Source organism: Kitasatospora sp. NPDC001683 (genome assembly GCF_053596495.1).
On sequence record NZ_JBSFGK010000052.1, the window covers coordinates 35804 to 59439 of the forward strand.

Here is a 23636-nt window from a genome sequence, read left to right on the forward strand (position 1 = left end):
ACCACGACAGCGACCAGGAACATGATCGAGATCCCCTCTGACCTCCACAGGGACGTCGTCCCGCTCGCCTTCCTCCTCGGTACCTGGGAGGGCGCGGGCGTGTACGACTTCCCCGGCACGGAGAAGTGCAACTTCGGCCAGGAGATCGTGATCCGGCACGACGGCCGCCCCTTCCTGGAGTTCCGCTCCCGCACCTGGGTGCTGAACGAGGAGGGCGAGAAGGTCCGTCCGCTGGAGAACGAGCACGCGTTCTGGCGCATCACCAGCAACCACGACGGCACCACCGGCGCCCGCGGGATCGAGATCTCCTCCGTCCGCGACGACGGCACGGTCGAGATCTGGTACGGCGAGCTGGCCGACGGCAAGCCGCAGGTCGACGTCTCCACCGACGCGGTGGCCCGGATCGAGGGCTCCCCGGAGTACTCCGGCGGCAAGCGGCTGTACGGCTTCGTCAACGGCGAGCTGCTCTGGGTCGGCGAGAAGGCCGCCCCGAACGTGCCGCTGCGCCCGTACATGTCCGCGCAGCTGAAGAAGGTGCTCAGCCCGGCCCAGCTGATCAAGGACATCAACGACCTGCCGGACGACGGCATCGCATTCTTCAAGTAGGCACGGCTCGAACAAGCACGGCTCAAGTGGCACGGCCCGAGCGGGCACGGCTCACCGAGCCGCCGCATACCCGTGCACGAGGTAGGGACCGGCCCCCGGCCGGTCCCTACACTTGCCTCAGGACCCCGACCTTGGCAGGGACAGAACCGTGGCGGACACCGGCACCACCGACTGGCAGCTCTCCGGCGACTGGAAGGCCGACCTGCGCGAGCGCGGCTACCGGCTCACGCCGCAGCGGCAGCTCGTGCTGGAGGCCGTGGACGTCCTCGACCACGCCACCCCCGACGACATCCTCTGCCACGTCCGCAAGACCGCCAGCGGCGTCAACATCTCCACCGTCTACCGGACCCTGGAGCTGCTGGAGGAGCTGGGCCTGGTCTCGCACGCCCACCTCGGCCACGGCGCCCCGACCTACCACCTGGCCGGCCGCCACCACCACCTGCACCTGGTCTGCCGGGACTGCGAGAAGGTCACCGAGACCGGCACCGAGATCGCCCAGCCGCTGATCGACCGGCTGCGCGAGGAGCACGGTTTCGACACCGATCTCAAGCACTTCGCCATCTTCGGCCGCTGCGCCGACTGCACCGCGGAGCGGGCGGACGACCGGTCGTAAGCTGGCCGGTATGACCGGTGTGAAGAGTCCGCTGCTTGCCCTGCCCGGAGCCGTCCCCGCCGAGGGGGCCGACGAGGGCGTCGCCGCCCACTACGGCGACATCTTCCGCGAGCAGCGGAACCTGTCGAGGGGCACCGGCTTCGTCGACCTCTCGCACCGCGGCGTGGTCACCGTCACCGGCGCCGACCGCCTCTCCTGGCTGCACCTGCTGCTCACCCAGCACGTGAGCCAGCTGGAGCCGCAGCACGCCACCGAGGCGCTGGTGCTCTCCCCGAACGGGCACGTCGAGCACGCGCTCTACCTGGTCGACGACGGCACCACCACCTGGGCCCACGTCGAGCCGGGCACCCAGCAGGCGCTGGTGGCCTACCTGGAGAGCATGAAGTTCTTCTACCGGGTGGAGGTCGCCGACGCGACCGCCGACTACGCCGTGGTCCACCTGCCGGCCGGCTCCACCGGCTCCGTCGAGGGCGCCGCCGCCGTCCGCGAACTCCCCTACGGGCGCGACCTGTTCGTGCCTCGCGCCGAACTGGCGGAGCTGACCGCCGGGTACGGCCCGGCGGCCGGGGTCTGGGCGTACGAGGCGCTGCGAATCGAGGGCCACCGGCCCCGGCTCGGCTTCGAGACCGACCACCGGACCATCCCGCACGAGGTGGACTGGCTGAGCACCGCCGTCCACCTGCAGAAGGGCTGTTACCGCGGTCAGGAGACCGTCGCCCGGGTGCACAACCTGGGCCGCCCGCCGCGCCGGCTGGTCTTCCTGCACCTGGACGGCACCGAGGAGTCGCTGCCCCCGCACGGCACCGAGGTGCGGCTGGCCTCCGACCCGGACGGGCGGGCGCTGGGCTTCGTGACCTCCTCGGCCCGGCACCACGAGCTGGGGCCGATCGCACTGGCGATCGTCAAGCGGAACGTCCCGGTGGACGCGGTGCTGCTGGCCGGAACGGTGCCGGGCACCCAGGACGTGATCGTCCCGCAGTGATCGGGGCCCTCAGACCTCGACCAGGACGGTGAACGGGCCGTCGTTCACCAGCGCCACCCGCATGTCGGCGCCGAACCGGCCCGTCTCCACCTTGGCTCCGAGCGCGCGCAGTTGGGCGACCACCTCGTCCACCAGCGGCTCGGCGACCGGCCCGGGGGCGGCCGCGGTCCAGGTGGGGCGGCGGCCCTTGCGGGCGTCGCCGTAGAGCGTGAACTGGCTGATCACCAGCAGCGGGCCGCCGATGTCGGAGCAACTCTGCTCCACGCTGTTACTCCCCCGCTCGCCTCCGGCCGCTCCGGATCCGACGCCGACGGTCGTCGCTCCGGCGCTCCCGCTTTCGGCGTCGGCGCGGCCTTCGGCTCGGGGGGAGGGCGGCAGGATCCGCAGCGTCCAGAGCTTGCGGGCCAGTTGGGCCGCCTTGGCCGGGGTGTCCTCGTGGGTCACGCCGACCAGGACGCACAGACCGGGCCCCTCGATCGCGCCGACGGTCTCTCCGGCCACGGTCACCCGGGCCTCGGTCACTCGCTGCACCACTGCTCGCATGCCGCCATTGTGCCGGAGCGCCGTGCGACCCGGCGGGGCACCGGGGCCGGGGTCCGGAGCGCGTGCGAGGGGCACAGCCCGAGGGCACGTCCGAGGGGCACACCAGGGGGCGCACACGGGGGCGCGCGAAAGGGTGGTGCACGCCGTGCAGCGCGCGCCTGCGCGGAATCGGGCGCCGCTCTTCCTGTGGAAAGCCCCGGTCATATCAGCCACCCCCGTTCGCCAGGGGGCCGTTCGGGTGCACGGGCGGTGCGCGCGCGCCGGGTGGGGTGGCACGCTGGGGGACCGTACGAAGGGCCCGGCGCGCCTGAAGGTCCGCCGCACCGGGCCGGGGTTCGGCCGGGCGGTCGAGCCGGTAGGTCAGGCGTTCTGTCGGGGTCGCCCCGGTGGGTGGTCCCGGCCGGGGAACGGAACCCTTCGGGGGCCCCGGGCGTGCCAACGGACGGGACGCGCGGGCCCGTCGGGGGACGGGCCGGACCGGCGGCAGGGACGGGGTGCCGCGAGCGGGCGGGATCGGACGACGGCAGGTGGGCTGGATGATGGACGCGAGCGGCGCGGCGTGGAACCGATCCGGGCAGGTGGCGCAGGCCCCCGGGGCCCCCTCCCGGGCGGCGGGCCCGGACGGTGAGCCCGACCTGGAGCGGCTGGGCCTGGACCAGCTGCGGATCCTGCGCCGGGAGACCCTGGAGCAGGAGGCCGACCTGTCCTACCTGCGGCGGCTGCTGCACGGGCGGATGGACATCCTGCGCGCCGAGCTCGACCGGCGCCCCGGCGGCGGCCCCGCCCACCCGGCCCGGGCAGACGGCCACAGCGCCCCGGCGGCCGGCGGGGAGCCCGGCGGTGACCTGCTGGACCGGCTGCCGGCCATCCTGACCGACGCGCCCTCCACCGTGCGGCGCTCGGCCCGGCACGTCACCCTCGGCCCGCCGCGCACCCAGGAGTCCCAGCTGGAGGCGGACGCGCTGATGGGCGACGTCCAGCTCGCCGACCTCGCCGCGCACCCGGCCGAGGAGCTGCTGGCCGCCCTGGAGCGGCTGCGCGCGCACGAGCGCGAGGTGTCCGGACGGCGCCAGCGGCTGTTGCGGACGGCCGACGGTTGCAATGCCGAGATCACCCGCAGGTACCGTGATGGGGAAGCACGGGTCGACGACCTGCTCTCGGAGAGGCCGCTCTGACCGGGTGAGTCGTCGGGGGCGCGGTTGGGTCCGGCTTCCCCCCGGCCCACCCTTGCCCCCGGAAGGCTCCCCGATGTCCCAGTCCGCCCACCCGCCCGTGCTCGCCGAGGTCATACGCTCGGGCTTCACCGAGGGCCGCCACCACGGTTCCCTGGTCCTGCTCGCCGCCGACGGCTCGGTGGAGTTCGCGCTCGGTGACCCCGACGCGCCGGTCTTCCCACGCTCGACGGCCAAGCCGTTCCAGGCGGTGGCCACGCTGCGGGCCGGGCTGGCGATCGAGGGCGAGCTGCTGGCGCTGGCGGCCTCCAGCCACTCCGCTGAATCGTTTCACCTCGACGGCGTCCGGACCATCCTGGGCTCCGCCGGCCTCGACGAATCGGCCCTGCGCACCCCGGCCGACCTGCCGCTGGACGAGACCGAGGCGGAGCTGCTGCTCGGCGCCGGCGGGCGGCGCGCCCCGATCCTGATGGACTGCTCCGGCAAGCACGCCGGCTGGCTGGCCGCCTGCGTCGCCAACGGCTGGGACACCGGGAGCTACCTCGACCCGGCGCACCCGATCCAGGAGCTGGCCCGCGAGGCCCTCGCGGAGGGCACCGGCGAGACCCCCGTGCACACCGGCGTGGACGGCTGCGGCGCCCCGCTGCTGGCCGTCACCCTGACCGGCCTGGCCCGCGGCTACCGCAGCCTGGTGCTGGCCGCCGAGGGCACCGCGCAGCGCCGGGTGGCCGACGCCATGCGCGCCCACCCCGAGTACGTGGCCGGCACCCGCCGGGCCGACACCTGGCTGATGCGGGCCGTCCCGGGCGCGCTGTCCAAGATGGGCGCCGAGGCCGTCCAGGTGGTCGCGCTGCCGGACGGGCGGGCGCTCGCCTTCAAGATCGACGACGGCGCGGAGCGGGCCCGTGGCCCGGTGCTGGCGGCCGCGCTGCGCCGGCTCGGCGTGACCGGCGCGGACGACACCGTCGAGCGGATCGGCGCGGCCCCGCTGCTCGGCGGCGGCGCCCCGGTCGGCGAGGTCCGGGCGGCCTTCTAGCGGCTCCGTGCGGCTCCCGCGGACGCCGTCGGAGTGCGGGCGGCCCCGGCGCGGTGCACGGTGGACCGGGGGCCGTCGCACAGCTGAGGGAGTCCGCCATGACCGACCACGTGTACCGGGTGACCGAGATCGTCGGGTCCTCGACCGAGAGCGTCGACGCCGCGATCCGCAACGGGGTGGAACGGGCCTCCCGGACGCTGCGCAACCTCGACTGGTTCGAGGTCTCGCAGGTCCGGGGCCACCTGGAGGACGGCCGGATCAAGCACTACCAGGTGTGCATCAAGGTCGGCTTCCGACTGGAGGACTGAGCGCCTCCCGGGAACGACAGGGGCCGGGGCCGCGGAAGAATCCGCGGCCCCGGCCCCAGGCTGTCCCGACCTACCCCGACCTACCCCGAGCTGCCCCGAACGGACGAGGAACGAACGAGATCGGAACGACGGCTCAGTGGCCGCCCTGCTCCGCGAGGCGCTTGATCGAAGCGGTGACCTCGGCCTCGGCCTCGGCGCGGCCGACCCAGTTGGCGCCCTCGACCGACTTGCCCGGCTCCAGGTCCTTGTAGACCTCGAAGAAGTGCTGGATCTCCAGGCGGTCGAACTCCGACACGTGGTGGATGTCGCGCAGGTGCTCCCAGCGCGGGTCGGTCGCCGGGACGCACAGCAGCTTGTCGTCGCCGCCGGCCTCGTCGGTCATGTGGAACATGCCGATGGCGCGGCACTTGATGAGGCAGCCCGGGAAGGTCGGCTCGTCCAGGATGACCAGGGCGTCCAGCGGGTCGCCGTCCTCGCCGAGCGTGCCCTCGACGTAGCCGTAGTCGGCCGGGTAGCGGGTCGAGGTGAAGAGCATCCGGTCGAGCCGCAGACGGCCGGTCTCGTGGTCGACCTCGTACTTGTTACGAGAGCCCTTCGGGATTTCGATAAGGACGTCGAACTCCAACGGTTCCTCCAAGGTAGGGACTGACAGAATCCAAGTGTCTCCTACGGGAGTGAGTGCTCGGGAAAGGGGCCGGTCGGTGGGAGCAGGGGGAGGGGCGGCGCGCCGTCGCAGGGGGACGGCCGCCGGACTGTTCGGAGCGGCCGTGCTGGTCGTCGGAACGGTGCTGGGAGCGGGCGGTGCGTACGCGCAGCCGTCCTCCACTCCGGGGGGACACAGCGCGGGGCAGGGCGAGGACGCCAAGGCGCAGGGCGACCAGGGCGACCAGGGCGACCAGGGCGGTCGGGAAGGCCGGGACGGCCGCAAGGATGACCACGGCAAGGGCAAGCCCGGTCCGAGCCAGAGCCCCGGCGGGCCCGGCCGGCGGGCCGAGCAGCCCGCCGCCACGCCCGGCGGCGCCGGTTCGCCGGCCGCGCCCCCGGGGCCCGCGACGGACGCCGTGCTGGCCGCCGCCGAGAGCGGCCCGGAAGTCGCCGTCCCCACCGCGCAGGGCCTCCAGCAGGCGCTCGCCCCCTATCTCTCCGACAAGAACCTGGGCACCGTGACCATCGCCGTCGCGGACGCCGCCGGTGGCCAACTCCTGTACGGCTCCGGGGAGAACACCCCGGCCACCCCGGCCTCCACCACCAAGCTGGCCACCTCGATCGCGGCTTTGTCCCTTATACCCGGCGACACCCGGCTCACCACCCGGGTGGTCCGCGGCGCGACCCCGGGCACCATCACCCTGGTCGGCGGCGGGGACCCGACGCTCACCGCGCTGCCCATCGACCAGGTGCAGATCGGCGGCCAGCCCGCCGACGCCGACACCGCCCCCGCCTCGCTGGAGGCGCTCGCCCAGCAGACCGCGGCCGCGCTCAAGGCGGCCGGTACCAGCACGGTCAAGCTGGACTACGACCTGTCGCTGTACTCCGGCAACCCGCTGCACAGGACGAACCCCGACAACCAGAACATCGCCCCGGTCGTCCCGCTGATGGTGGACGAGGCCAAGATCGACCCCAGGAGCCGCGAGGAGGCCCCGGACCGGTTCGCCGACCCGGCCGCCACGGCCGCCACGGCCTTCGTCCGGCTGCTCGCCGCCCAGGGCATCACCGTCGACGGCAAGGCCGGGCCGGCCGCCGCCCCGGCCGCCGCCGACGCCCCCGTCCTCGGCAAGGTCGACTCACCGACGGTCGCCCGGCTGATCGAGCGCCTGCTGACCACCTCCGACAACCAGATCGCCGAGGCGATCGCCCGTCAGGTCGCCCTCGCCGCGCACCAGCCGGTCAGCTTCGAGGGCGCGGCGACCGCCGTCACCCAGGAGCTCACCAAGCTCGGCGTGCCGATGACCGGGGTGGTCCTCAACGACGGCAGCGGCCTGCACTTGGGCAACCAGATCCCGCCCGCCGTCCTGGTCCGGCTCCTCGCCCTGGCCGCCTCCGACCAGCACCCCGCCCTGCGCCCGGTCCTCACCGGCCTGCCGATAGCGGGCTTCACCGGCACCCTCAACAAGCGCTACGGCTCCGGTTCCGGCGCCGCCGACGCGGCCGGCCTGATCCGCGCCAAGACCGGCAGCCTCAGCGGCGTCAACACCCTCGCCGGCACCGTCGTCGATGCCGACGGCCGCCTCCTCACCTTCGCCGTGATGTCCCGCACCCCCTCCACCACCCCGGCCGACACCACCCGCGCCGCCATGGACCGCATCGCGGCCCACCTCGCCTCCTGCGGCTGCCACTGACCCACCCCGGCCCGCCGCCGTCGCGCCCCGACGGCGGCGACGTCGGCAACGCCCCGCCCCGGCGCCGTGGGTGACTCCTTGTCGCCTCTTCTCGACGTTCTCGCCCGCGGTGAGGAGCCTCCCGCCCCTGCCGCCGCCGTGGGGGCGTGCGGCAGGGAAGTGAGGGGGTGGCAGCCACCCGGTCGACTCCGCTGCGGCCGGGCGATGGCCTCAATCGCCGTTCCGGCCCGACGCCTGTGATGCCAGGCCCGTGCCCGCGGACGGGTGGGGGAGCGAGCCGCTGGAGCGCCGAACCGTTCGCGCCGTCGGAAGGTCTCCGCCCCGGCGCGGCCTGCGGCCCACCCGGTGTTCCGGCCGCCACGGCGTCGGCAACTGCCGTGCTGCGCGGCCCTTGCCGACCCTCGTCGGCTGTAGCCGCCCGGCCGCCAAGGGGCGACCGGGGTGGTGGGAGAGGAGGGGCCGGGCGGTGCTGGTCGTGCCTCTGGCGTTCGCTGTCGTCGCCCGGTTCGGCCGGGCGGGGCCCGGGGTTTCGGGCCCGTGCCGGTGGTGCCCGTCGGGTCCTCGACCGCCGCTCCGAGGGAGGTGTCGGTGGTGGGTTCGAGGGGGTTCGGGGGCGGGCAGGGTGTTGGTGGTGGGTGGCTGCCGTTGGTGGTGGGGAGCACGTACGGTGAGGGCATGACGAGCGCGAGTGGCGGGGCTGACATGGTCGACTGGAATCTCGCGGTCGCAACCGCGACCAGGCTGGTGCGGCCGGGGCCGGAGGTGAGCCGGGCGGAGGCGGCGGCGGTGGTCGCCGAGCTGCGCCGGCACGCGCTGGAGGCCGAGGAGCACGTGCGGGCGTTCACCGGGATGCGGTCGAGCAGTCTGACCGCGGCCACCTCCACGCCGGTGCTGGTGGTGGACCGTCCGGGGTGGGTGCGGGCGAACGTGGCGGGCTTCCGGACGGTCGTCCAGCCGCTGGTGGAGAAGCTGCAGGCACGGCGGGCGAACAGCGCGGCCGCGGGCGTGTTCGGTGCGGTGGGGGAGAAGGCGACCGGGATCGAGGTCGGGGCGCTGCTGGCGTTCCTGGCGACCAAGGTGCTGGGCCAGTACGAGACCTTCGCCCCGGCCGAGCCGTCGCTGGAGCCGCCGGACAGTCCGGCGGCGCTGTTCGAGAAGCCGCGGTTGGGCCCGGAGGGGCCGGGCCCGGGCCGGCTGCTGCTGGTGGCGCCGAACATCGTGCACGTCGAGCGCGAGCTGGACGTCGACCCGTCGGACTTCCGGCTCTGGGTCTGCCTGCACGAGGAGACGCACCGGACGCAGTTCACCGCGGTGCCGTGGCTGCGCGACCACATCCAGTCCGAGGTGCAGTCCTTCCTGGCCGAGACGGACGTCGACCCGGGCGCGCTGCTGGACCGGCTGCGCGACGCGGCGGGTTCGCTGGGGGCCGGGCTGCCGGGGGCGGGCAGCCGGGAGCGCCGGGAGGGCGTTTCCGCGGGGAACCTGCTGGAGATCGTCCAGTCGCCCGCGCAGCGCGAGATCCTCGGCCGGCTGACGGCGGTGATGTCGCTGCTGGAGGGCCACGCGGACGTGGTGATGGACGGTGTCGGCCCGGCCGTGGTGCCGACGGTCGCGGAGATCCGGGAGAAGTTCCAGCAGCGCCGTGATCGCGGGGCGAACCGGCTCGACCTGGTGCTGCGCCGGCTGCTCGGCATGGACGCCAAGCTGCGCCAGTACCAGGACGGCGCGGTGTTCGTGCGGGCCGTGGTGGAGCAGCTCGGCATGGAGGGCTTCAACCGGGTGTGGACGTCCCCGAACACCCTGCCGACCAAGGACGAGATCCACGACCCGGCCGCCTGGCTCGCCCGGGTCGGCCGCTGAGCGGCGCCGGGGCCTGCCGGGGCCGTTGGACGGCGCCGGGCGGGCGGCGCCGGGCGGGCGGCGCCGGGCGGGCGGTTCCGGCGCGTGGCGGGACCGCTGCCGGTCGGTGGCGGTCAAACCCGCTCGTACGAGTGGTCCAATCGGGCAGATGGTGGGTGAAGATACGTTTCTCCATTCACCCGAACGTGGGACGGTGGTCGTACCGGTGGCGCGGGTGGCGTAGCGGGTCGCCACTTTCTGCCACCATCTGTGAGCGCCCGGTAACGCGGCGCTCATGCAGTGCGCGGTCCCGGCCGCCCGCCGCAGTCCTGTCCCCCTCCCTCGAGGAGTCGTCCGCCGTGGGCCCTCACCCCGCCGTCGCCGCGATACGCCTGGCCGTTCGCCGTACGCTCACCGACCTCGCCGCCGAGGCCGGTACCACCTTCACCGCGCCCGTGCGCGAGCCCCGCGAGCGCCCCGCCGGGGCGCCGCTGGTGGGTGCCGCCGTCGGCACCACCCTGATCGGCAACGCCGCCCGCCACCCCTCCGGGCTGCCCCGCACCCCGGCCGCCCCCGGCTCGCCGCTGGTCCTGGTCGCCGTCAGCGGCGGCGCGGACTCGATGGCGCTGGCCATCGCCGCCGCCTTCGAGGCCCCCAAGATCGGCCTGCGGGTCGGCGCCGTCACCGTCGACCACGGCCTGCAGCCCGGTTCCGCCGACCGCGCCGCCCAGGTGGCCGAGCGGCTGCGCTCGCTGGGCCTGGACCCGGTCGAGGTGGTCCCGGTGCGGGTCGGCCGCTCCGGCGGCCCGGAGGCCGCCGCCCGGGACGCCCGCTACGCCGCCCTGGACGAGGCCGCCGAGCGCCACGGCGCGATCGCCGTGCTGCTCGGCCACACCCGGGACGACCAGGCCGAGACCGTGCTGCTGGGCCTGGCCCGCGGCTCCGGCTCCCGTTCGCTGGCCGGGATGCCGGCCCAGAAGGGGCGCTACCGCCGCCCGCTGCTGGAGCTGGACCGGGCGGCCACCCGGCAGGCCTGCTCCGCCCAGGCGATCCCGGTCTGGGACGACCCGCACAACTGTGATCCCGCCTACACCCGCTCCCGGGTCCGCCACGAGGTGCTGCCGGTGCTGGAGAAGCACCTGGGCGGTGGCGTGGTGGAGGCGCTGGCCCGTACCGCCCGGCTGTTCCGCGACGACGCCGACGCCCTCGACCAGTGGGCCTCCCTGGCCGAACGCGACCTCCGTACGGGCGAGGGCGCCCTGGACGCCGTGAAACTGGCCGAACTGCCGCCCGCCGTACGGCGCCGGGTGCTGCGCCGGGCCGCGCTGCGCGCGGGCTGTCCGGCCGGGGACCTGTTCGCGCGGCACCTGGAGGCGGTGGACCTGCTGGTCACCGGATGGCGCGGCCAGGGGCCGCTGCACCTACCCGGGGGCGTCGAGGCCACCCGCAGGTGTGGCACGCTGGTCTTTCGGCGGCAGGGCGACTGAGGGGCGAGGCATGTCCCGGGGGAGCAGGCCGCCGGCCACACAGACCCCGAACGTTTGAGGACGTATCCCCGGTGGACCAGAACGACATGGGCGCTGACCTCGCGAAGGTGCTCATCAGCAAGGACGAGATCGACGCCAAGCTCCAGGAGCTGGCCGAGCGCATCGACCGGGACTACGCAGGCAAGGACCTGCTGATCGTCGGCGTCCTCAAGGGGGCCGTGATGGTCATGGCCGACCTCGCCCGGGCCCTGCACTCGCAGGTCACCATGGACTGGATGGCCGTCTCCTCGTACGGCATGGGCACCAAGTCCTCCGGTGTGGTGCGCATCCTCAAGGACCTGGACACCGACATCGCCGGCCGGGACGTCCTGATCGTCGAGGACATCATCGACTCCGGTCTGACGCTGTCCTGGCTGCTGGGCAACCTGGGTTCGCGCGGTCCGGCCTCGCTCGAGGTCTGCACGCTGCTCCGCAAGCCGGACGCGGCCAAGGTCGAGATCGACGTGAAGTACGTCGGGTTCGACATCCCGAACGAGTTCGTGGTCGGCTACGGCCTGGACTACGCGGAGAAGCTGCGTAACCTGCCCTTCATCGGCACCCTCGCCCCGCACGTCTACGGCGGCTGAGGGTCCCGTTCGGGCTATGGGCGGGAACAGTAGGTCGTTCCCGCCCGTTGGACCGGGGGACAAAGAACCACAGCCGTGTCGCCGTGCTCCCGCCATCGGTGGGTCCGACTGCGGTACGGTCCAATAAACCGCTCTTCACATGAGCACCGACCGGATGCGCCGCGGCCCACAGCCCCACGGCGCCGTTGAGTGGCAGGAGGGACGGGGCGGCAACGCCCCGCATGGATGGACGTCAAGCGATACTTCCGTGCGCCGATCATGTGGATCGTGCTGGCCGTCCTCGCCGTCATCGTACTGATGCAGGTCGTTTCGGACTCGAACGGCTACAAGACGGTGGACACCGGTCAGGTCGTCGCGGCGATCGACGCGCACAACGTCAAGTCGGCGCAGATCACCACTGGTGACTCGAACACGATCAAGATCCAACTGAAGGACGGCGCCACGCTGTCCCCCGCCGGCACGGGCAAGGCCCCGTCCGGCAGCAAGTTCCAGGCCTCGTACATCGGTGACCAGGGCGTCGCGATCGCCGACAAGCTGCAGTCGCAGATGAACGACAGGAGCAGCTCCCTCACCGAGGGCTACACCGTCAGCCCCGAGAAGCAGAGCACCTTCGTCAGCCTGCTGCTGTCGATGCTGCCGATCGTGATCATCGTCCTGGTCTTCCTGTTCCTGATGAACCAGATGCAGGGCGGCGGCTCGCGCGTCATGCAGTTCGGCAAGTCGAAGGCCAAGCTGCTCACCAAGGACACCCCGAAGACCACCTTCGCCGACGTCGCCGGCGCGGACGAGGCGGTCGAGGAGCTCCACGAGATCAAGGAGTTCCTGCAGGAGCCGGCCAAGTTCCAGGCCGTCGGCGCCAAGATCCCCAAGGGCGTGCTGCTCTACGGCCCGCCCGGTACCGGCAAGACCCTGCTGGCGCGTGCCGTCGCGGGCGAGGCCGGGGTGCCGTTCTACTCCATCTCCGGTTCGGACTTCGTCGAGATGTTCGTCGGTGTCGGCGCCAGCCGCGTCCGCGACCTGTTCGAGCAGGCCAAGGCGAACGCCCCGGCGATCGTCTTCGTCGACGAGATCGACGCCGTCGGCCGGCACCGCGGTGCGGGTCTCGGCGGTGGCCACGACGAGCGCGAGCAGACCCTCAACCAGCTGCTGGTCGAGATGGACGGCTTCGACGTCAAGGGCGGCGTGATCCTGATCGCCGCGACCAACCGGCCCGACATCCTGGACCCGGCGCTGCTGCGCCCGGGCCGCTTCGACCGCCAGATCGCGGTGGAGCGCCCCGACCTCCAGGGCCGTCTGGACATCCTCAAGGTGCACCAGAAGGGCAAGCCGATCGCGCCCGACGTCGACATGTCGGCCGTCGCCAAGCGCACTCCCGGCTTCACCGGCGCCGACCTGTCGAACGTGCTCAACGAGGCCGCGCTGCTGACCGCCCGCTCGGACAAGAAGCTGATCGACAACGGCATCCTGGACGAGGCGATCGACCGCGTCGTGGCCGGTCCGCAGAAGCGCACGCGGATCATGTCCGACAAGGAGAAGAAGATCACCGCGTACCACGAGGGCGGTCACGCCCTGGTCGCGGCGGCCTGCCAGTACAGCGACCCGGTGCACAAGATCACCATCCTGTCCCGCGGCCGGGCCCTCGGCTACACCATGGTGCTGCCGGACGAGGACAAGTACTCCACCACGCGCAACGAGATGCTCGACCAGCTGGCCTACATGCTGGGCGGGCGCGCGGCGGAGGAGCTGGTCTTCCACGACCCGACCACCGGTGCCTCGAACGACATCGAGAAGGCCACCGCCACGGCGCGGGCCATGGTCACCCAGTACGGCATGACCGAGCGCCTGGGCGCGATCAAGTTCGGCACCGACAACTCGGAGCCGTTCCTGGGCCGTGAGATGGGTCACCAGCGCGACTACTCGGAAGAGGTCGCCGGGCTGGTCGACGAAGAGGTCAAGAAGCTCATCGAGAGCGCGCACAACGAGGCCTGGGAGATCCTGGTCGAGAACCGCGACGTGCTCGACAACCTGGTCCTGGAGCTCCTGGAGAAGGAGACCCTGAACAAGGAGCAGATCGCCGAGATCTTCGCCCCGGTCGTCAAGCGCCCGGCCCGGCCGGCCTGGACGGGCTCCGCCCGCCGCACGCCGTCCACCCGGCCGCCGGTGCAGTCGCCGAAGGAACTGGCGCTCACCAACGGCGCCGTCGCCACCGACACCGCTCCGGTCGACGTCGTGAAGCTCCCGCCGCTGCCGGCCACCGAGCCGCCGGTCGAGGGCTGACCGGGCCCCCGCGGGGGAACCCACTGCGGAATGGATGCCGCGTTTCCAGGGTTTGTACCCTGGAGGCGCGGCATCCGTGCTGTTCAGCCAGAGTCTTCCCACACGTAAGCGAGGCCCGCATGATCGACCCGGTGACGCTCGACGGTCCGCCCGCCGTCGGGATCTTCGACCAGAAGCGGGCCGAGAACGCCATCCGCGAGCTGCTGCTCGCCGTCGGGGAGGACCCTGACCGCGAGGGCCTGCTGGAGACCCCGGCCCGGGTCGCGCGGGCCTACAAGGAGATATTCGCGGGCCTGTGGCAGGAGCCCGAGGACGTCCTGACCACCACCTTCGACCTCGGCCACGACGAGATGGTGCTGGTCAAGGACATCGAGCTGACCTCGGTCTGCGAACACCACCTGGTGCCGTTCCGCGGCGTGGCGCACGTCGGGTACATCCCGTCCACCAGCGGCAAGATCACCGGGCTGTCCAAGCTCGCCCGGCTGGTCGACGTCTACGCCCGCCGCCCGCAGGTGCAGGAACGGCTGACCAGCCAGGTGGCCGACGCGCTGATGCGGATCCTGGAGCCGCGCGGGGCGATCGTCGTGGTCGAGTGCGAGCACATGTGCATGTCGATGCGCGGCATCCGCAAGCCCGGCGCCAAGACCATCACCTCCTGCGTGCGCGGCCAGCTGCGCGACCCGGCCACCCGGGCCGAGGCGATGAGCCTCATCATCGGTAGGTAGCGGCACCGGTAGGTAGCGGCCACGACTCAGGGCACTTCGTGCTCCGCGTGCGGCGGAGCCGGGGTGCCCAGTGCGTTGCGGCGCTCCGGCATCCGCAGCGAGACCATCCGGCGCCAGCCGAAGGCCAGGTCGTACAGGTACAGCGCGTGCACCCCGAGGTTGATCACGGCCAGCTGCCAGCGCGGCCAGCGCAGGATCCGCGCCATCCGGGCGGAGACCGCCAGCCCGACGTCCCGGTGGGTGCGGATCTCGCCGCGGGCGCTGGCCTCCAGGGCGTGCCGGATGTACGCGCCGTGGCCCTCGGCGGTCAGCCGCAGCAGCTCCTCGTGGCAGTACGCGAGGTGGTCGTCCTCGTCGGCGGAGATCATCCGCATCGCCCGGCAGAGCTCCGGGTTGTCCCCGTACACCCTGACCAGCTGGCGCATCTGCTCGGCGGCGCGCTGCTCGGTGACCCGGCTGTGCGCCAGGTAGGTGATGATCTCCCGGTCGGTCAGCGGGGCGTCGCTCCTCAGCCGCTCGTGGGAGAGGCCGACGCCCTGGCGCTCCAGCAGCATGCAGTAGTCGGCCTCGTCCGGGACGGGCACCTTGGGCAGGCCGCGCTTGTTCAGCAGCTGGGTGAAGATCCGGCCGTGCTTGCGCTCGTCCGCGCCGTGCCGGGCGATCTTCGGGGCGAGCACCGGATCCCGGGTGAGGGCGGTGATCCGCTCGTTCTCCCAGCCGCCCTGGTCCTCGCCGCCGGCCGCGATGCTGCAGAACAGCTGGTACGCCTGGTCGTTCCGGTAGATCTCGTTGAAGAGCGATCTGGTGCTCAGCACGGCGCCTCCTGCGCGGATCCGGGGCGGCGCCCGCCGGAGGGTCGGGCGGCGGTCGCGATACGTCCCCCCGAACCGCCGGCCGGACGGGCCGACCGGCGGGTAATCACCCGCTCGCTACCCCAGGTGGGAACCCAGCCACTCGAGCGAGGCGGGCAGCTCCTTGGTCCAGCTGTCGAAGTTGTGCCCGCCGTCGTCCAGGTAGAGCGACTCCACCTTGAACTGCGGATTGGCCGCCGCGACCTGGGTGGCCTGGTCGACGAACTGGGCGGTCTGCGGGTAGTCCGACTCCTTGCGGGTGGAGACCACCAGCAGGTTGAGCTGCGGGGCCGGGAGGTTCTGCAGCCGCCAGCCCAGGTCGTACTGCTGCGCCAGCGCCTTGTCGCCGTTGAAGAGGTCACCGCCGGTGTACTGGTCCTGGCGCACCGCGAAGTCGCCGTGCAGGCCGGCGGCGCTGCCGTAGACGTTCGGGAAGCGCATCGACAGCCGCATCGAGCAGCTGCCGCCGGTGGAGTAGCCGAGCAGGCCCCAGGAGCCGGCCGAGCGGCCGAGCCGGTACGCGCTGTGCAGCGCCTCGGGCACGTCCTTGACGAACCAGGTCTCGGTGCGCGGCCCGCCGGGGACGTCCACGCACTCGGTGTCCCGGGCCGGGGCCACCGCGGGGCGGGCCAGGACCAGGACGGTGGGCGGCATCTTGCCGGAGTGCTGCAGCTCGACCGCGGTCTGCACCACGGGCAGCTCCTTGAGCAGGTTCAGCGCGGTGCCCGGGTAGCCGGCCAGGACCAGCAGGACGGGGAAGCGGACCAGGGCGAACTTCGGGTCGAAGTACTCGGGCGGCAGGTAGACGAACATCTGGTCGGAGAAACCGGTCTCCTTGCCGTTGACCCGGACCGACTCGATCTTCCCGACCTCCTCCGGCGCGCCCTTGGGCAGGTTGGAGACGCTCTCCAGGCCGCCCTCGTTGGTCGGCTGGACCAGTTGGTCGGAGACCGGTGTACCGCCCTTGTGGTTCTCGTTGCTGGTCAGCGCGAGTTTCGCGCCACCGGGGTTGAGCAGGTCGTCCCAGGAGGTGTAGAACCCGAAGGAGTTGTTCACCGACAGCGCCAGCACCGCGAGGATCGAGACTTGAACGACTGTCAGCAGGCCGATCCGGCCGAGCACCGCGAGCGGACGTTGCCTGGCCAGCCGGGGCCAGATCCACAGGGTGGTGACGAGGGCCGCGGCCCCGAGTGCGAGCAGCGAGTTCACCAGCGCTTCGCTGGTCAGTTCCATGCCGTCGGCCTTCCGGTGGGACGCTGTCGGGGCAGGCTTCATCGTCTGGCGGACCGTCAGGCCAGGCCACCGCAGCTAGGCCGTCCGGGCGCCCGGGCCGGCTCGGGAGGGCGGGGGATGGCAGGGGGCAACCGGCGCCCTAGAATGCGGCGTCCACCGTACGTAACGCGTACCGGAGGGTCCCGCCCCGCCACGCGGCGGCGGGCCCACGGCTCCCACCACGGCTCAACCCGCAGCGCGCCCACGGCCCCGGATTACCGTCCGTTTCCGGGTCCTTGGTATGCGCATTGCCTGATGAAGGAATACGCATGAAGGTCCATCACACGTGCTCCCCCGGAGTGAACGGACACCGCACCGCAGCCTCTACGCTGAGCTTCCATGAGCGTTCCCGTGTCCGTTGAGCCGAGCCCCGAGCAGCCGCCGCGCCGTCGGCGCGGTCTGCAGACGCTGCGCAACCAGGCGGCCGCCGTCCCGAGGGCCTGGCTCCCCGGTGCGGTCGGCTACGCCTGCCTGCTGATCGGGCTGCTGGACATCGCCAGCGCGGTGTTCCCCAAGCTCCGGCACACCAAGATGCACACCTTCGCCGGGCAGCTGCCGGGCGGCACCACCAGCCTGGCCGCGGTCGGCACGCTGATGGTCGGCATCCTGCTGGTGCCGCTGGCGCACGCGCTGCGCCGCCGCAAGCGGCGGGCCTGGCGGGCGGTCTGCGTGCTGCTGCCGGTCAGCGCCGCGCTGCACATCGTGCGCTGGCACCAGGTCGGCCCGGCGGTCGTCTCCCTGGTGGTCCTCGCCGTGATGCTGGTGCACCAGCGCGAGTTCTACGCCAAGGCCGACCCGCGCACCCGCTGGGGCGCGGTGGTCAACCTGGTCGTCATGGGCACCCTCAGCGTGCTGCTCGGCCTGCTGATCGTGAGCACCCGCACCAGGTACGAGGTCGGTCACCCGGCCCTGCTGGAGCGGCTGCAGCACGTCGGGTACGGACTGTTCGGCTTCGAGGGCCCGGTCCGCTACACCAACGAGCGGATGTCCGACCTAGTCGCCTACCTGCTCGGCGGCCTCGGTCTGCTGACCGCCTTCACCACCGCCTACCTGGCGCTGCGCCCGGGCAAGCCGAAGCCGGAGCTCACCGCCGAGGACGAGGAGAAGGTCCGCGAGCTGCTCAAGCGGCACGGCGAGCGCGACTCGCTCGGCTACTTCGCGCTGCGCCGCGACAAGAGCGTGCTGTTCTCGCCCACCGGCAAGGCCGCGATCTCCTACCGGGTGGTCTCCGGCGTGATGCTCGCCTCCGGCGACCCGGTCGGTGACGTCGAGGCCTGGCCCGGCGCGATCAAGGTGTTCATGGCCGAGGCCCGTGAGCACGCCTGGGTGCCGGCCGTGATGGGCTGCAGCGAGGTCGGCGGCGAGGTCTGGACCCGCGAGGCGGGACTGGACGCGCTGGAGCTGGGCGACGAGGCGATCGTCGACACCAGCACCTTCTCGCTCGCCGGCCGGGCCATGCGCAACGTCCGCCAGATGGTCAAGCGGATCGAGCGCAACGGCTACTCCTGCAAGGTCCGCCGGGTCTCCGAGCTCAGCGCCGAGGAGAAGTACCGGATCGCCGACGCCGCCGCCCGCTGGCGCGGCACCGACACCGAGCGCGGCTTCTCGATGGCCCTGGGCCGCTTCGGCGACCCGCTGGACGACGACTGCGTGGTGGTCACCGCCCACAAGGCCCCGGAGGAGGGCGAGAGCGGCGACGACCTGAAGGCCGTGCTGCACTTCGTGCCCTGGGGGCCGGACGGCATCTCGCTGGAGCTGATGCGCCGCGACCGCGCCGCCGACCCGGGCCTGAACGAGCTGCTGATCGTCGCCGCCCTGCAGGAGGTGGGCGCCCTGGGCATCCGCCGGGTGTCGCTCAACTTCGCGATGTTCCGCTCGGCACTGGCCCGCGGCGAGCGGATCGGCGCCGGCCCGGTGCTGCGCGCCTGGCGCGGACTGCTGGTGTTCCTGTCGCGCTGGTTCCAGATCGAGTCGCTGTACAAGTTCAACGCCAAGTTCCAGCCCGAGTGGGAGCCGCGCTTCCTGGTCTTCCCGAGCACCCGGGACCTGCCCCGGATCGGCTTCGCCGCGATGCAGGCGGAGGCCTTCATCACCCTCGGCATGCCGCGCTTCGGCCGCAAGCGCCAGCGCGAGGGCCTGATGCCGGTCCCGTCGACCCGCGAGGTCGGCGAGGCCGCCTGAGGCAGCTCGAACCCGTCCGGGGCCCCCGCCGAGAATCCTCGGCGGGGGCCCCGTTCGATAATGGGGACATGAGCGATACGCCGTCCTTCTCCCTGCCGGCCGGTCTGCCGCGGCTCGACCGCTGCGCCGTGATGGGCGTGGTCAACGTCACGCCCGACTCCTTCTCGGACGGCGGGCTGTGGTTCGACCCGGCCAGGGCGATCGCGCACGGGCTGGCCCTGCGGGCCCGCGGTGCGGACCTGGTGGACGTCGGCGGCGAGTCCACCCGGCCGGGGACCCAGCGGGTGCCCGAGGAGGAGGAACTGCGCCGGGTGCTGCCGGTGGTCCGCGAGCTGGCCGCCGCCGGGGTGGTGGTGTCCGTCGACACCATGCGGGCCTCGGTCGCCGAACGGGCCGTCGAGGCGGGCGCCGCGATCGTCAACGACGTCTCCGGCGGCCTCGCCGACCCGGCGATGGCCCGGGTGGTCGCCGGGACCGGCGCGCCCTTCGTGGTCATGCACTGGCGCGGGCAGTCCGCCGACATGGACCGGCTGGCCGTCTACGACGACGTCGTACGGGACGTGGTCGCCGAGCTGACCGCGCGGATGGAGGCGCTGCTGGCCGCCGGGGTCAAGGAGGACCAACTGATCCTCGACCCGGGGCTCGGCTTCGCCAAGACCGCCGAGCACAACTGGGCGCTGCTCGGCCGGCTGGACGCGCTCACCGCGCTCGGCCGTCCCGTCCTCGTCGCGGCTTCGCGCAAGCGGTTCCTGGGTACGCTGCTCGCCGACCCGGAAACCGGGGAGCTGCGCCCGGCCCGCGAGCGGGACGACGCGACCGCCGCGGTCTCGGTGCTGTCGGCCCAGGCCGGAGCCTGGGCGGTACGGGTGCACGACGTGTCCGGTACGGCGGACGCCGTCCGCGTGGTCGCGGCCTGGCAGCGCGCGGCGCGGCTGGGGTGAGGGAGGGTCTGTGACAGGTGACGGCAGGTTGAGCGGCGGGACGGCCGGAAGGGCCCGGGAGGTGGACCTGGAGGCGGTGCTCGCGGCGAACCGGGCGTTCTACGAGGCGCTCGAGCGGGGGGACGTCGAGGCGGTCGAGGAGGCCTGGCTGGGGCCCGAGCACGCCGACGACAAGGGCGGCGTGGTCTGCGTGCACCCCGGCTGGCCGGTGCTGCGCGGGCGGGCGCAGGTGACCCGCTCGTACATGCTGATCATGATGAACACGGAGTACATCCAGTTCTTCCTGACCGATGTCGAGGCCGAGGTCCACGGTGATGTGGCCCTTGTCACGTGCACCGAGAACATCCTCTCCGGTGGCGAGGCGGAGGAGGAGGGGGAACTCGGTCCGCTGGTCGGCGGAAAGGTCGTGTCGAGCAATCTGTTCCGTCGTACCACGGCCGGGTGGAAGCTCTGGTCGCACCACGGTTCACCCGTTCTGACCAGCGGTGACGAGGACGACGAGGACTGATTCCGGGGGCTGCGGAAAATCTCCGCAGGGCGGTTGCCGGGGAATTTCCGAGTGGTCACCGAACGTTCACGTCAATCGCCATTCCGGTGCGCGTGGCGACGGTTCGTGCCGGGTAGGACGGTCAGGCGTTGTCCGCGCTCGCGGGTAGATTCGAAACGGAGTGGCGGGCGTGCTGCCCGCCTTCGCCCCGCCCGTTCCATGCCTTTCTCCGGGCGGGGCCCGTCCGACTGGGAGCAGTGATTCGTTTGCTGGACCGCGTCACCCTGCGGGGGCTGCGAGCCCGGGGCCACCACGGCGTCTTCGAGCGCGAGCGCATCGAGGGCCAGACCTTCGTGGTCGATCTCGTGCTGTACCTGGACACCCGCCCCGCCGCGTCCGGAGACGACCTCACCCGCACGGCGCACTACGGCATCGTGGCCGAGGAGGTCACCGCGATCATCGCCGGGGAACCGGTCGACCTGATCGAGACCCTGGCGCAGCGGATCGCCGACCAGTGCCTGAAGCACGACGCGGTCGAGGAGGTCGAGGTGACCGTGCACAAGCCGGACGCCCCGATCACCGTGCCGTTCGATGACGTGACCGTGACCATCCACCGGGGCCGCGCATGACCCCCACCGCGCGCCTGGTTTCCGATGCAGAGGGACTTCTTCGATGAACAGCAGTGACCCGATCGCCGAGCCGAACGCGTTCGACCTGGAGAGCCGGGTGGACTCCGCCGACACCACGCTGCACAGCCAGCGCTGCGCGGTGATCGCGCTCGGCAGCAACCTGGGCAACCGGCTGGACACCCTGCAGGGTGCCGTCGACGCGCTCGCCGACACCCCAGGGCTGAAGATCAAGGCCGTCTCCGCGGTCTACGAGACCGAGGCCGTCGGCGGCCCGGAGGACCAGCCCAACTACTACAACGCGGTCGTGGTGCTGCGCACCTCGCTGCCGCCGCGGGACCTGCTGGAGCGCGGCAACGCGATCGAGGACGCCTTCGGGCGGGTCCGGGAGGTCCGCTGGGGTGCGCGCACCCTGGACGTCGACATCCTGGCCTACGAGGGCGTGGTCAGCGAGGACCCGCAGCTGCTGCTGCCGCACCCGCGCTCGCACGAGCGGGCCTTCGTGCTCGCCCCCTGGTTGGACGCCCAGCCCGAGGCGGAGGTGCCCGGGCACGGGCAGGTCGCCGCGCTGCTGGCGGCGCTCGGCGGCCCGGACGCGCAGGGCGTGAAGCGGCGCGACGACATCCGGCTGACGCTGCCGGAGTAGGGCCGCAGTGGCGCCGGGCCGGCCGGCACCACTGCCGGGCCGGCCGGTCGGTCGGGGAACTCGGCCAGGGGGCCCGGCCGTACGAGTAGATGTCCGCCCGTCCGGTCCCGGTACGGTGGCCTGATGCCGCCGGACCGGGCCACCGGGCGGCCGGCCGGCTCTGGTACTTCGGGAAGGACCTCCTCCGCGTGAAGCTGCTTCGCCTCCGCCTGCTGATCGGCATCACCGCCGCGACGACGGCGCTGTCCTGGGCCGGCTCCAAGCTCTGGGCCTCCCTGGACACGCTGCCGGCCGTGCCCGCCGCGGCGCCGGTGGTGCTGGCCGCGGTGGCGGTGATCCTGCTGGCGACCGCGCTCTCGCTGCGGTCCCGGCTGAAGGCGGTGCGCGAGCGGCAGCCCGGCGCGAAGCGGGTCGACCCGCTGCTGGCGGCCCGGGCGGTGGTGCTCGGGCAGGCCAGTGCGCTGGTCTCCTCGGTGGTCACCGGCATCTACGCCGGGGCCGGGATCTACCTGCTCGGCGAGCTGGACGTGTCGGCCCGCAAGGACCAGGCGGTCACCGCGGGGCTCGCGGTGCTGGCGGGGGCCGCGGTGATCGCGGCGGCGCTCTGGGTGCAGCACGTGTGCAAGCTGCCGGAGAACCACGACGATCCGAGCGGTCCGGCGGCCTCGCACCACTGACGGGCCCCCGATCGCCCCCGGATCGCCCCCGGATCCGGTGGGACATCGCTGAGCAGGGCTCTTTTCGTGATCTTGAGTGAAAAGCCGGGCACGTGCGGTAAAAACTGCGCACTGTCAAGGGCGGAAGGGGACCCTGGGCTGACACGCCCCCAATTCGCACGCTAGTTTCTTGGCATGTCTCGCGGACGCCACCGTCATTCCTCCGTCCTCGGCCGGGTCTTTCCCCCCACCGCCGCCGGCGTACTGCTGGTCGCCGCACTGGCCGCTCTGCTTTTCAGTCAGGACACCATCCTGGTGCGCTCGGTGGGCATCGCCGCACTGATCGCCACGCTCGGCTTCGCGGTGCTGCTGCGCCAGCGGGACAAGGCGGCCCGGGCGGCCGCCGAGGTGTCCGCCGCGCAGCGGATGCGGGCCGAGGAGCGGTTCGAGGAGCAGCTGGCCGAGGCCGAGTACGCGGCGGAGGTCGCCGAGGAGCGGGCCACCCGGTTCGGGCGCCGGCTGACGGCGGAGAAGTCGCGGCTGGCCAAGGCCGAGACCGAGATCGCCCGGCTGCTGCGGGAGCGGGCCGTCGCGGTGGCCGAGCAGGCGCTGAAGGAGGCCGAGGCGGCCCAGCGGGCGCTCGCCGCGAGCCGTCCCAAGTACCCGGCCAGCCCGGCCGCGTTCGTCCGCGCCGCGTCCGTGCTGCGGCTGCTGGAGCGACGGGCCGCCGAGCGGGAGGCGCAGCGGGAGCGCACGGCGGGCGCGGAGGTCGCACTGCGGGCGCCGGCTGTCCCGGCCGCGCCTGCCGCGTCGGCTGCTGTCGCGCCCAAGCCGGTGGCCGTGCCGGCCCCGGTGGCGCCCTCGGTGCCCACGCCGGCGCCTGCGCCGGCGGGCCGGACGCCGGTGCGGCCCACGCCGCTGCGCCCGGCGCTCACCGCGACGGTCGGTCAGCTCGGCGGGGCCATGGTCGCGCCGGCCGCCGCGCCGGCCCCGGCGGAGCGGCAGCGGCCGCGGCCGGCGCAGTCCGGGCAGGTGCGCGGACAGGGCTTCAGCTTCTTCGGGCGCGGCACGGGTGCGGCGGTCCGGGCGGCCGCTCCGGCGCCGGCGGTGGGCAGCGTCGCCGAGCTGGGGGAGCGCGCGGACCTGGCGGACGTGGTGGGCGACGAGGCGGTCGCCGCGAAGGCGAAGGCCGAGGCCCAGGAGGCCCAGGAGGCCCAGGAGGCTCGCGAGGGCGCGTCGGAGGCGCGGCCCGCGCAGCAGGAGCAGCCGGTCCGCTCCGAGGACGCGGAGCAGGACGGGCCGACCGTGGTGGACCTGACGCCCGAGGACGAGACCGAGCTGATCGAGCTGCCGGAGCTGCGGGCCTCGCGCTGAGCCTCCTGAGCTGCGAACGCCGCGGCGCGGGAAGTCGGACGGACCGACTTCC

General features: G+C 73.0%; 23 protein-coding genes. 19 read left to right on the forward strand and 4 right to left on the reverse strand.

Annotated features, from left to right (window positions below; translation table 11 throughout):
• Nucleotides 1–21: 21 nt before the first annotated feature.
• The 3 genes from ACWCYO_RS25710 (at nt 22) to ygfZ (ending at nt 2201) form a co-directional block, all read left to right on the forward strand.
• Nucleotides 22–606 (forward strand): FABP family protein, encoded by a 585-nt coding sequence (locus ACWCYO_RS25710; RefSeq protein ID WP_270145033.1) that lies wholly within the window; start codon nt 22–24, stop codon nt 604–606.
• A gap of 148 nt (nt 607–754) precedes the next feature.
• On the forward strand, nt 755–1219 hold the full coding sequence (locus ACWCYO_RS25715; protein ID WP_449785520.1) for a Fur family transcriptional regulator: 465 nt from the start codon (nt 755–757) through the stop codon (nt 1217–1219).
• A 19-nt stretch (nt 1220–1238) separates the two neighbouring features.
• Nucleotides 1239–2201, forward strand: a complete 963-nt coding sequence (gene ygfZ / locus ACWCYO_RS25720) for a CAF17-like 4Fe-4S cluster assembly/insertion protein YgfZ (protein WP_270151082.1) — start codon at nt 1239–1241, stop codon at nt 2199–2201.
• A 9-nt stretch (nt 2202–2210) separates the two neighbouring features.
• Here ygfZ and ACWCYO_RS25725 read toward each other — a convergent pair whose 3' ends face one another.
• The gene (locus ACWCYO_RS25725; protein ID WP_270145030.1) at nt 2211–2744 is read right to left on the reverse strand and encodes a D-aminoacyl-tRNA deacylase; all 534 of its coding nucleotides are present in this window, start codon (nt 2742–2744) and stop codon (nt 2211–2213) included.
• A gap of 536 nt (nt 2745–3280) precedes the next feature.
• Between ACWCYO_RS25725 and ACWCYO_RS25730 the strand changes: the two genes are divergently transcribed.
• The 3 genes from ACWCYO_RS25730 to ACWCYO_RS25740 all read left to right on the forward strand — a co-directional run bounded on the left by ACWCYO_RS25730 (nt 3281) and on the right by ACWCYO_RS25740 (nt 5260).
• Nucleotides 3281–3919: an RsiG family protein gene (locus ACWCYO_RS25730; RefSeq protein WP_449785521.1), complete on the forward strand. Its 639-nt coding sequence runs from the start codon at nt 3281–3283 to the stop codon at nt 3917–3919.
• Between the two features lie 73 nt (nt 3920–3992).
• On the forward strand, nt 3993–4952 hold the full coding sequence (locus ACWCYO_RS25735; protein ID WP_449785522.1) for an asparaginase: 960 nt from the start codon (nt 3993–3995) through the stop codon (nt 4950–4952).
• A 98-nt stretch (nt 4953–5050) separates the two neighbouring features.
• Nucleotides 5051–5260, forward strand: coding sequence for a dodecin (locus ACWCYO_RS25740; RefSeq protein WP_030288965.1), 210 nt, complete (start codon nt 5051–5053; stop codon nt 5258–5260).
• Between the two features lie 133 nt (nt 5261–5393).
• Here ACWCYO_RS25740 and ACWCYO_RS25745 read toward each other — a convergent pair whose 3' ends face one another.
• Nucleotides 5394–5885 carry an inorganic diphosphatase gene (locus ACWCYO_RS25745; protein ID WP_030059594.1) on the reverse strand — a complete coding sequence of 164 codons (492 nt, stop codon included), beginning with the start codon at nt 5883–5885 and terminating at the stop codon, nt 5394–5396.
• A gap of 142 nt (nt 5886–6027) precedes the next feature.
• Between ACWCYO_RS25745 and dacB the strand changes: the two genes are divergently transcribed.
• From dacB to folE, 6 genes are all read left to right on the forward strand, one after another.
• Nucleotides 6028–7596 carry a D-alanyl-D-alanine carboxypeptidase/D-alanyl-D-alanine endopeptidase gene (dacB, locus tag ACWCYO_RS25750; protein WP_449785523.1) on the forward strand — a complete coding sequence of 523 codons (1569 nt, stop codon included), beginning with the start codon at nt 6028–6030 and terminating at the stop codon, nt 7594–7596.
• A gap of 675 nt (nt 7597–8271) precedes the next feature.
• Complete coding sequence (locus ACWCYO_RS25755; RefSeq protein ID WP_449785524.1) at nt 8272–9456, forward strand: zinc-dependent metalloprotease; 1185 nt, start codon at nt 8272–8274, stop codon at nt 9454–9456.
• Between the two features lie 338 nt (nt 9457–9794).
• A complete protein-coding gene (tilS, locus tag ACWCYO_RS25760) occupies nt 9795–10922 on the forward strand; it encodes a tRNA lysidine(34) synthetase TilS (protein WP_270145023.1) in 1128 nt (375 codons plus the stop codon).
• 71 nt (nt 10923–10993) lie between these two features.
• A complete protein-coding gene (gene hpt / locus ACWCYO_RS25765; RefSeq protein WP_045692298.1) occupies nt 10994–11548 on the forward strand; it encodes a hypoxanthine phosphoribosyltransferase in 555 nt (184 codons plus the stop codon).
• A gap of 225 nt (nt 11549–11773) precedes the next feature.
• On the forward strand, nt 11774–13825 hold the full coding sequence (ftsH, locus tag ACWCYO_RS25770) for an ATP-dependent zinc metalloprotease FtsH (protein WP_270145021.1): 2052 nt from the start codon (nt 11774–11776) through the stop codon (nt 13823–13825).
• A 119-nt stretch (nt 13826–13944) separates the two neighbouring features.
• On the forward strand, nt 13945–14550 hold the full coding sequence (gene folE, locus ACWCYO_RS25775; RefSeq protein ID WP_218204572.1) for a GTP cyclohydrolase I FolE: 606 nt from the start codon (nt 13945–13947) through the stop codon (nt 14548–14550).
• 26 nt (nt 14551–14576) lie between these two features.
• Here the strand turns inward: folE and ACWCYO_RS25780 are convergent, their stop codons facing one another.
• Together ACWCYO_RS25780 and ACWCYO_RS25785 are read right to left on the reverse strand one after the other, a co-directional pair.
• On the reverse strand, nt 14577–15365 hold the full coding sequence (locus ACWCYO_RS25780) for a ferritin-like domain-containing protein (RefSeq protein ID WP_449785525.1): 789 nt from the start codon (nt 15363–15365) through the stop codon (nt 14577–14579).
• A 114-nt stretch (nt 15366–15479) separates the two neighbouring features.
• Nucleotides 15480–16634, reverse strand: coding sequence for an alpha/beta hydrolase (locus ACWCYO_RS25785; protein ID WP_270145016.1), 1155 nt, complete (start codon nt 16632–16634; stop codon nt 15480–15482).
• A 378-nt stretch (nt 16635–17012) separates the two neighbouring features.
• On the opposite strand from ACWCYO_RS25785, the gene ACWCYO_RS25790 reads away from it, so the two are divergent.
• The 7 genes from ACWCYO_RS25790 (at nt 17013) to ACWCYO_RS25820 (ending at nt 23584) form a co-directional block, all read left to right on the forward strand.
• The gene (locus ACWCYO_RS25790) at nt 17013–18854 is read left to right on the forward strand and encodes a phosphatidylglycerol lysyltransferase domain-containing protein (RefSeq protein ID WP_270145014.1); all 1842 of its coding nucleotides are present in this window, start codon (nt 17013–17015) and stop codon (nt 18852–18854) included.
• A gap of 68 nt (nt 18855–18922) precedes the next feature.
• Nucleotides 18923–19795, forward strand: coding sequence for a dihydropteroate synthase (gene folP / locus ACWCYO_RS25795; protein ID WP_270145012.1), 873 nt, complete (start codon nt 18923–18925; stop codon nt 19793–19795).
• 28 nt (nt 19796–19823) lie between these two features.
• A complete protein-coding gene (locus tag ACWCYO_RS25800) occupies nt 19824–20303 on the forward strand; it encodes a nuclear transport factor 2 family protein (RefSeq protein ID WP_270145010.1) in 480 nt (159 codons plus the stop codon).
• 248 nt (nt 20304–20551) lie between these two features.
• Nucleotides 20552–20911 carry a dihydroneopterin aldolase gene (gene folB / locus ACWCYO_RS25805; protein ID WP_218204599.1) on the forward strand — a complete coding sequence of 120 codons (360 nt, stop codon included), beginning with the start codon at nt 20552–20554 and terminating at the stop codon, nt 20909–20911.
• 43 nt (nt 20912–20954) lie between these two features.
• Nucleotides 20955–21554, forward strand: coding sequence for a 2-amino-4-hydroxy-6-hydroxymethyldihydropteridine diphosphokinase (gene folK / locus ACWCYO_RS25810; protein WP_270145008.1), 600 nt, complete (start codon nt 20955–20957; stop codon nt 21552–21554).
• A gap of 188 nt (nt 21555–21742) precedes the next feature.
• Nucleotides 21743–22231, forward strand: a complete 489-nt coding sequence (locus tag ACWCYO_RS25815) for a DUF3180 domain-containing protein (RefSeq protein ID WP_270145007.1) — start codon at nt 21743–21745, stop codon at nt 22229–22231.
• A gap of 174 nt (nt 22232–22405) precedes the next feature.
• A complete protein-coding gene (locus ACWCYO_RS25820) occupies nt 22406–23584 on the forward strand; it encodes a hypothetical protein (RefSeq protein WP_449785526.1) in 1179 nt (392 codons plus the stop codon).
• The last annotated feature ends 52 nt before the right edge of the window (nt 23585–23636 follow it).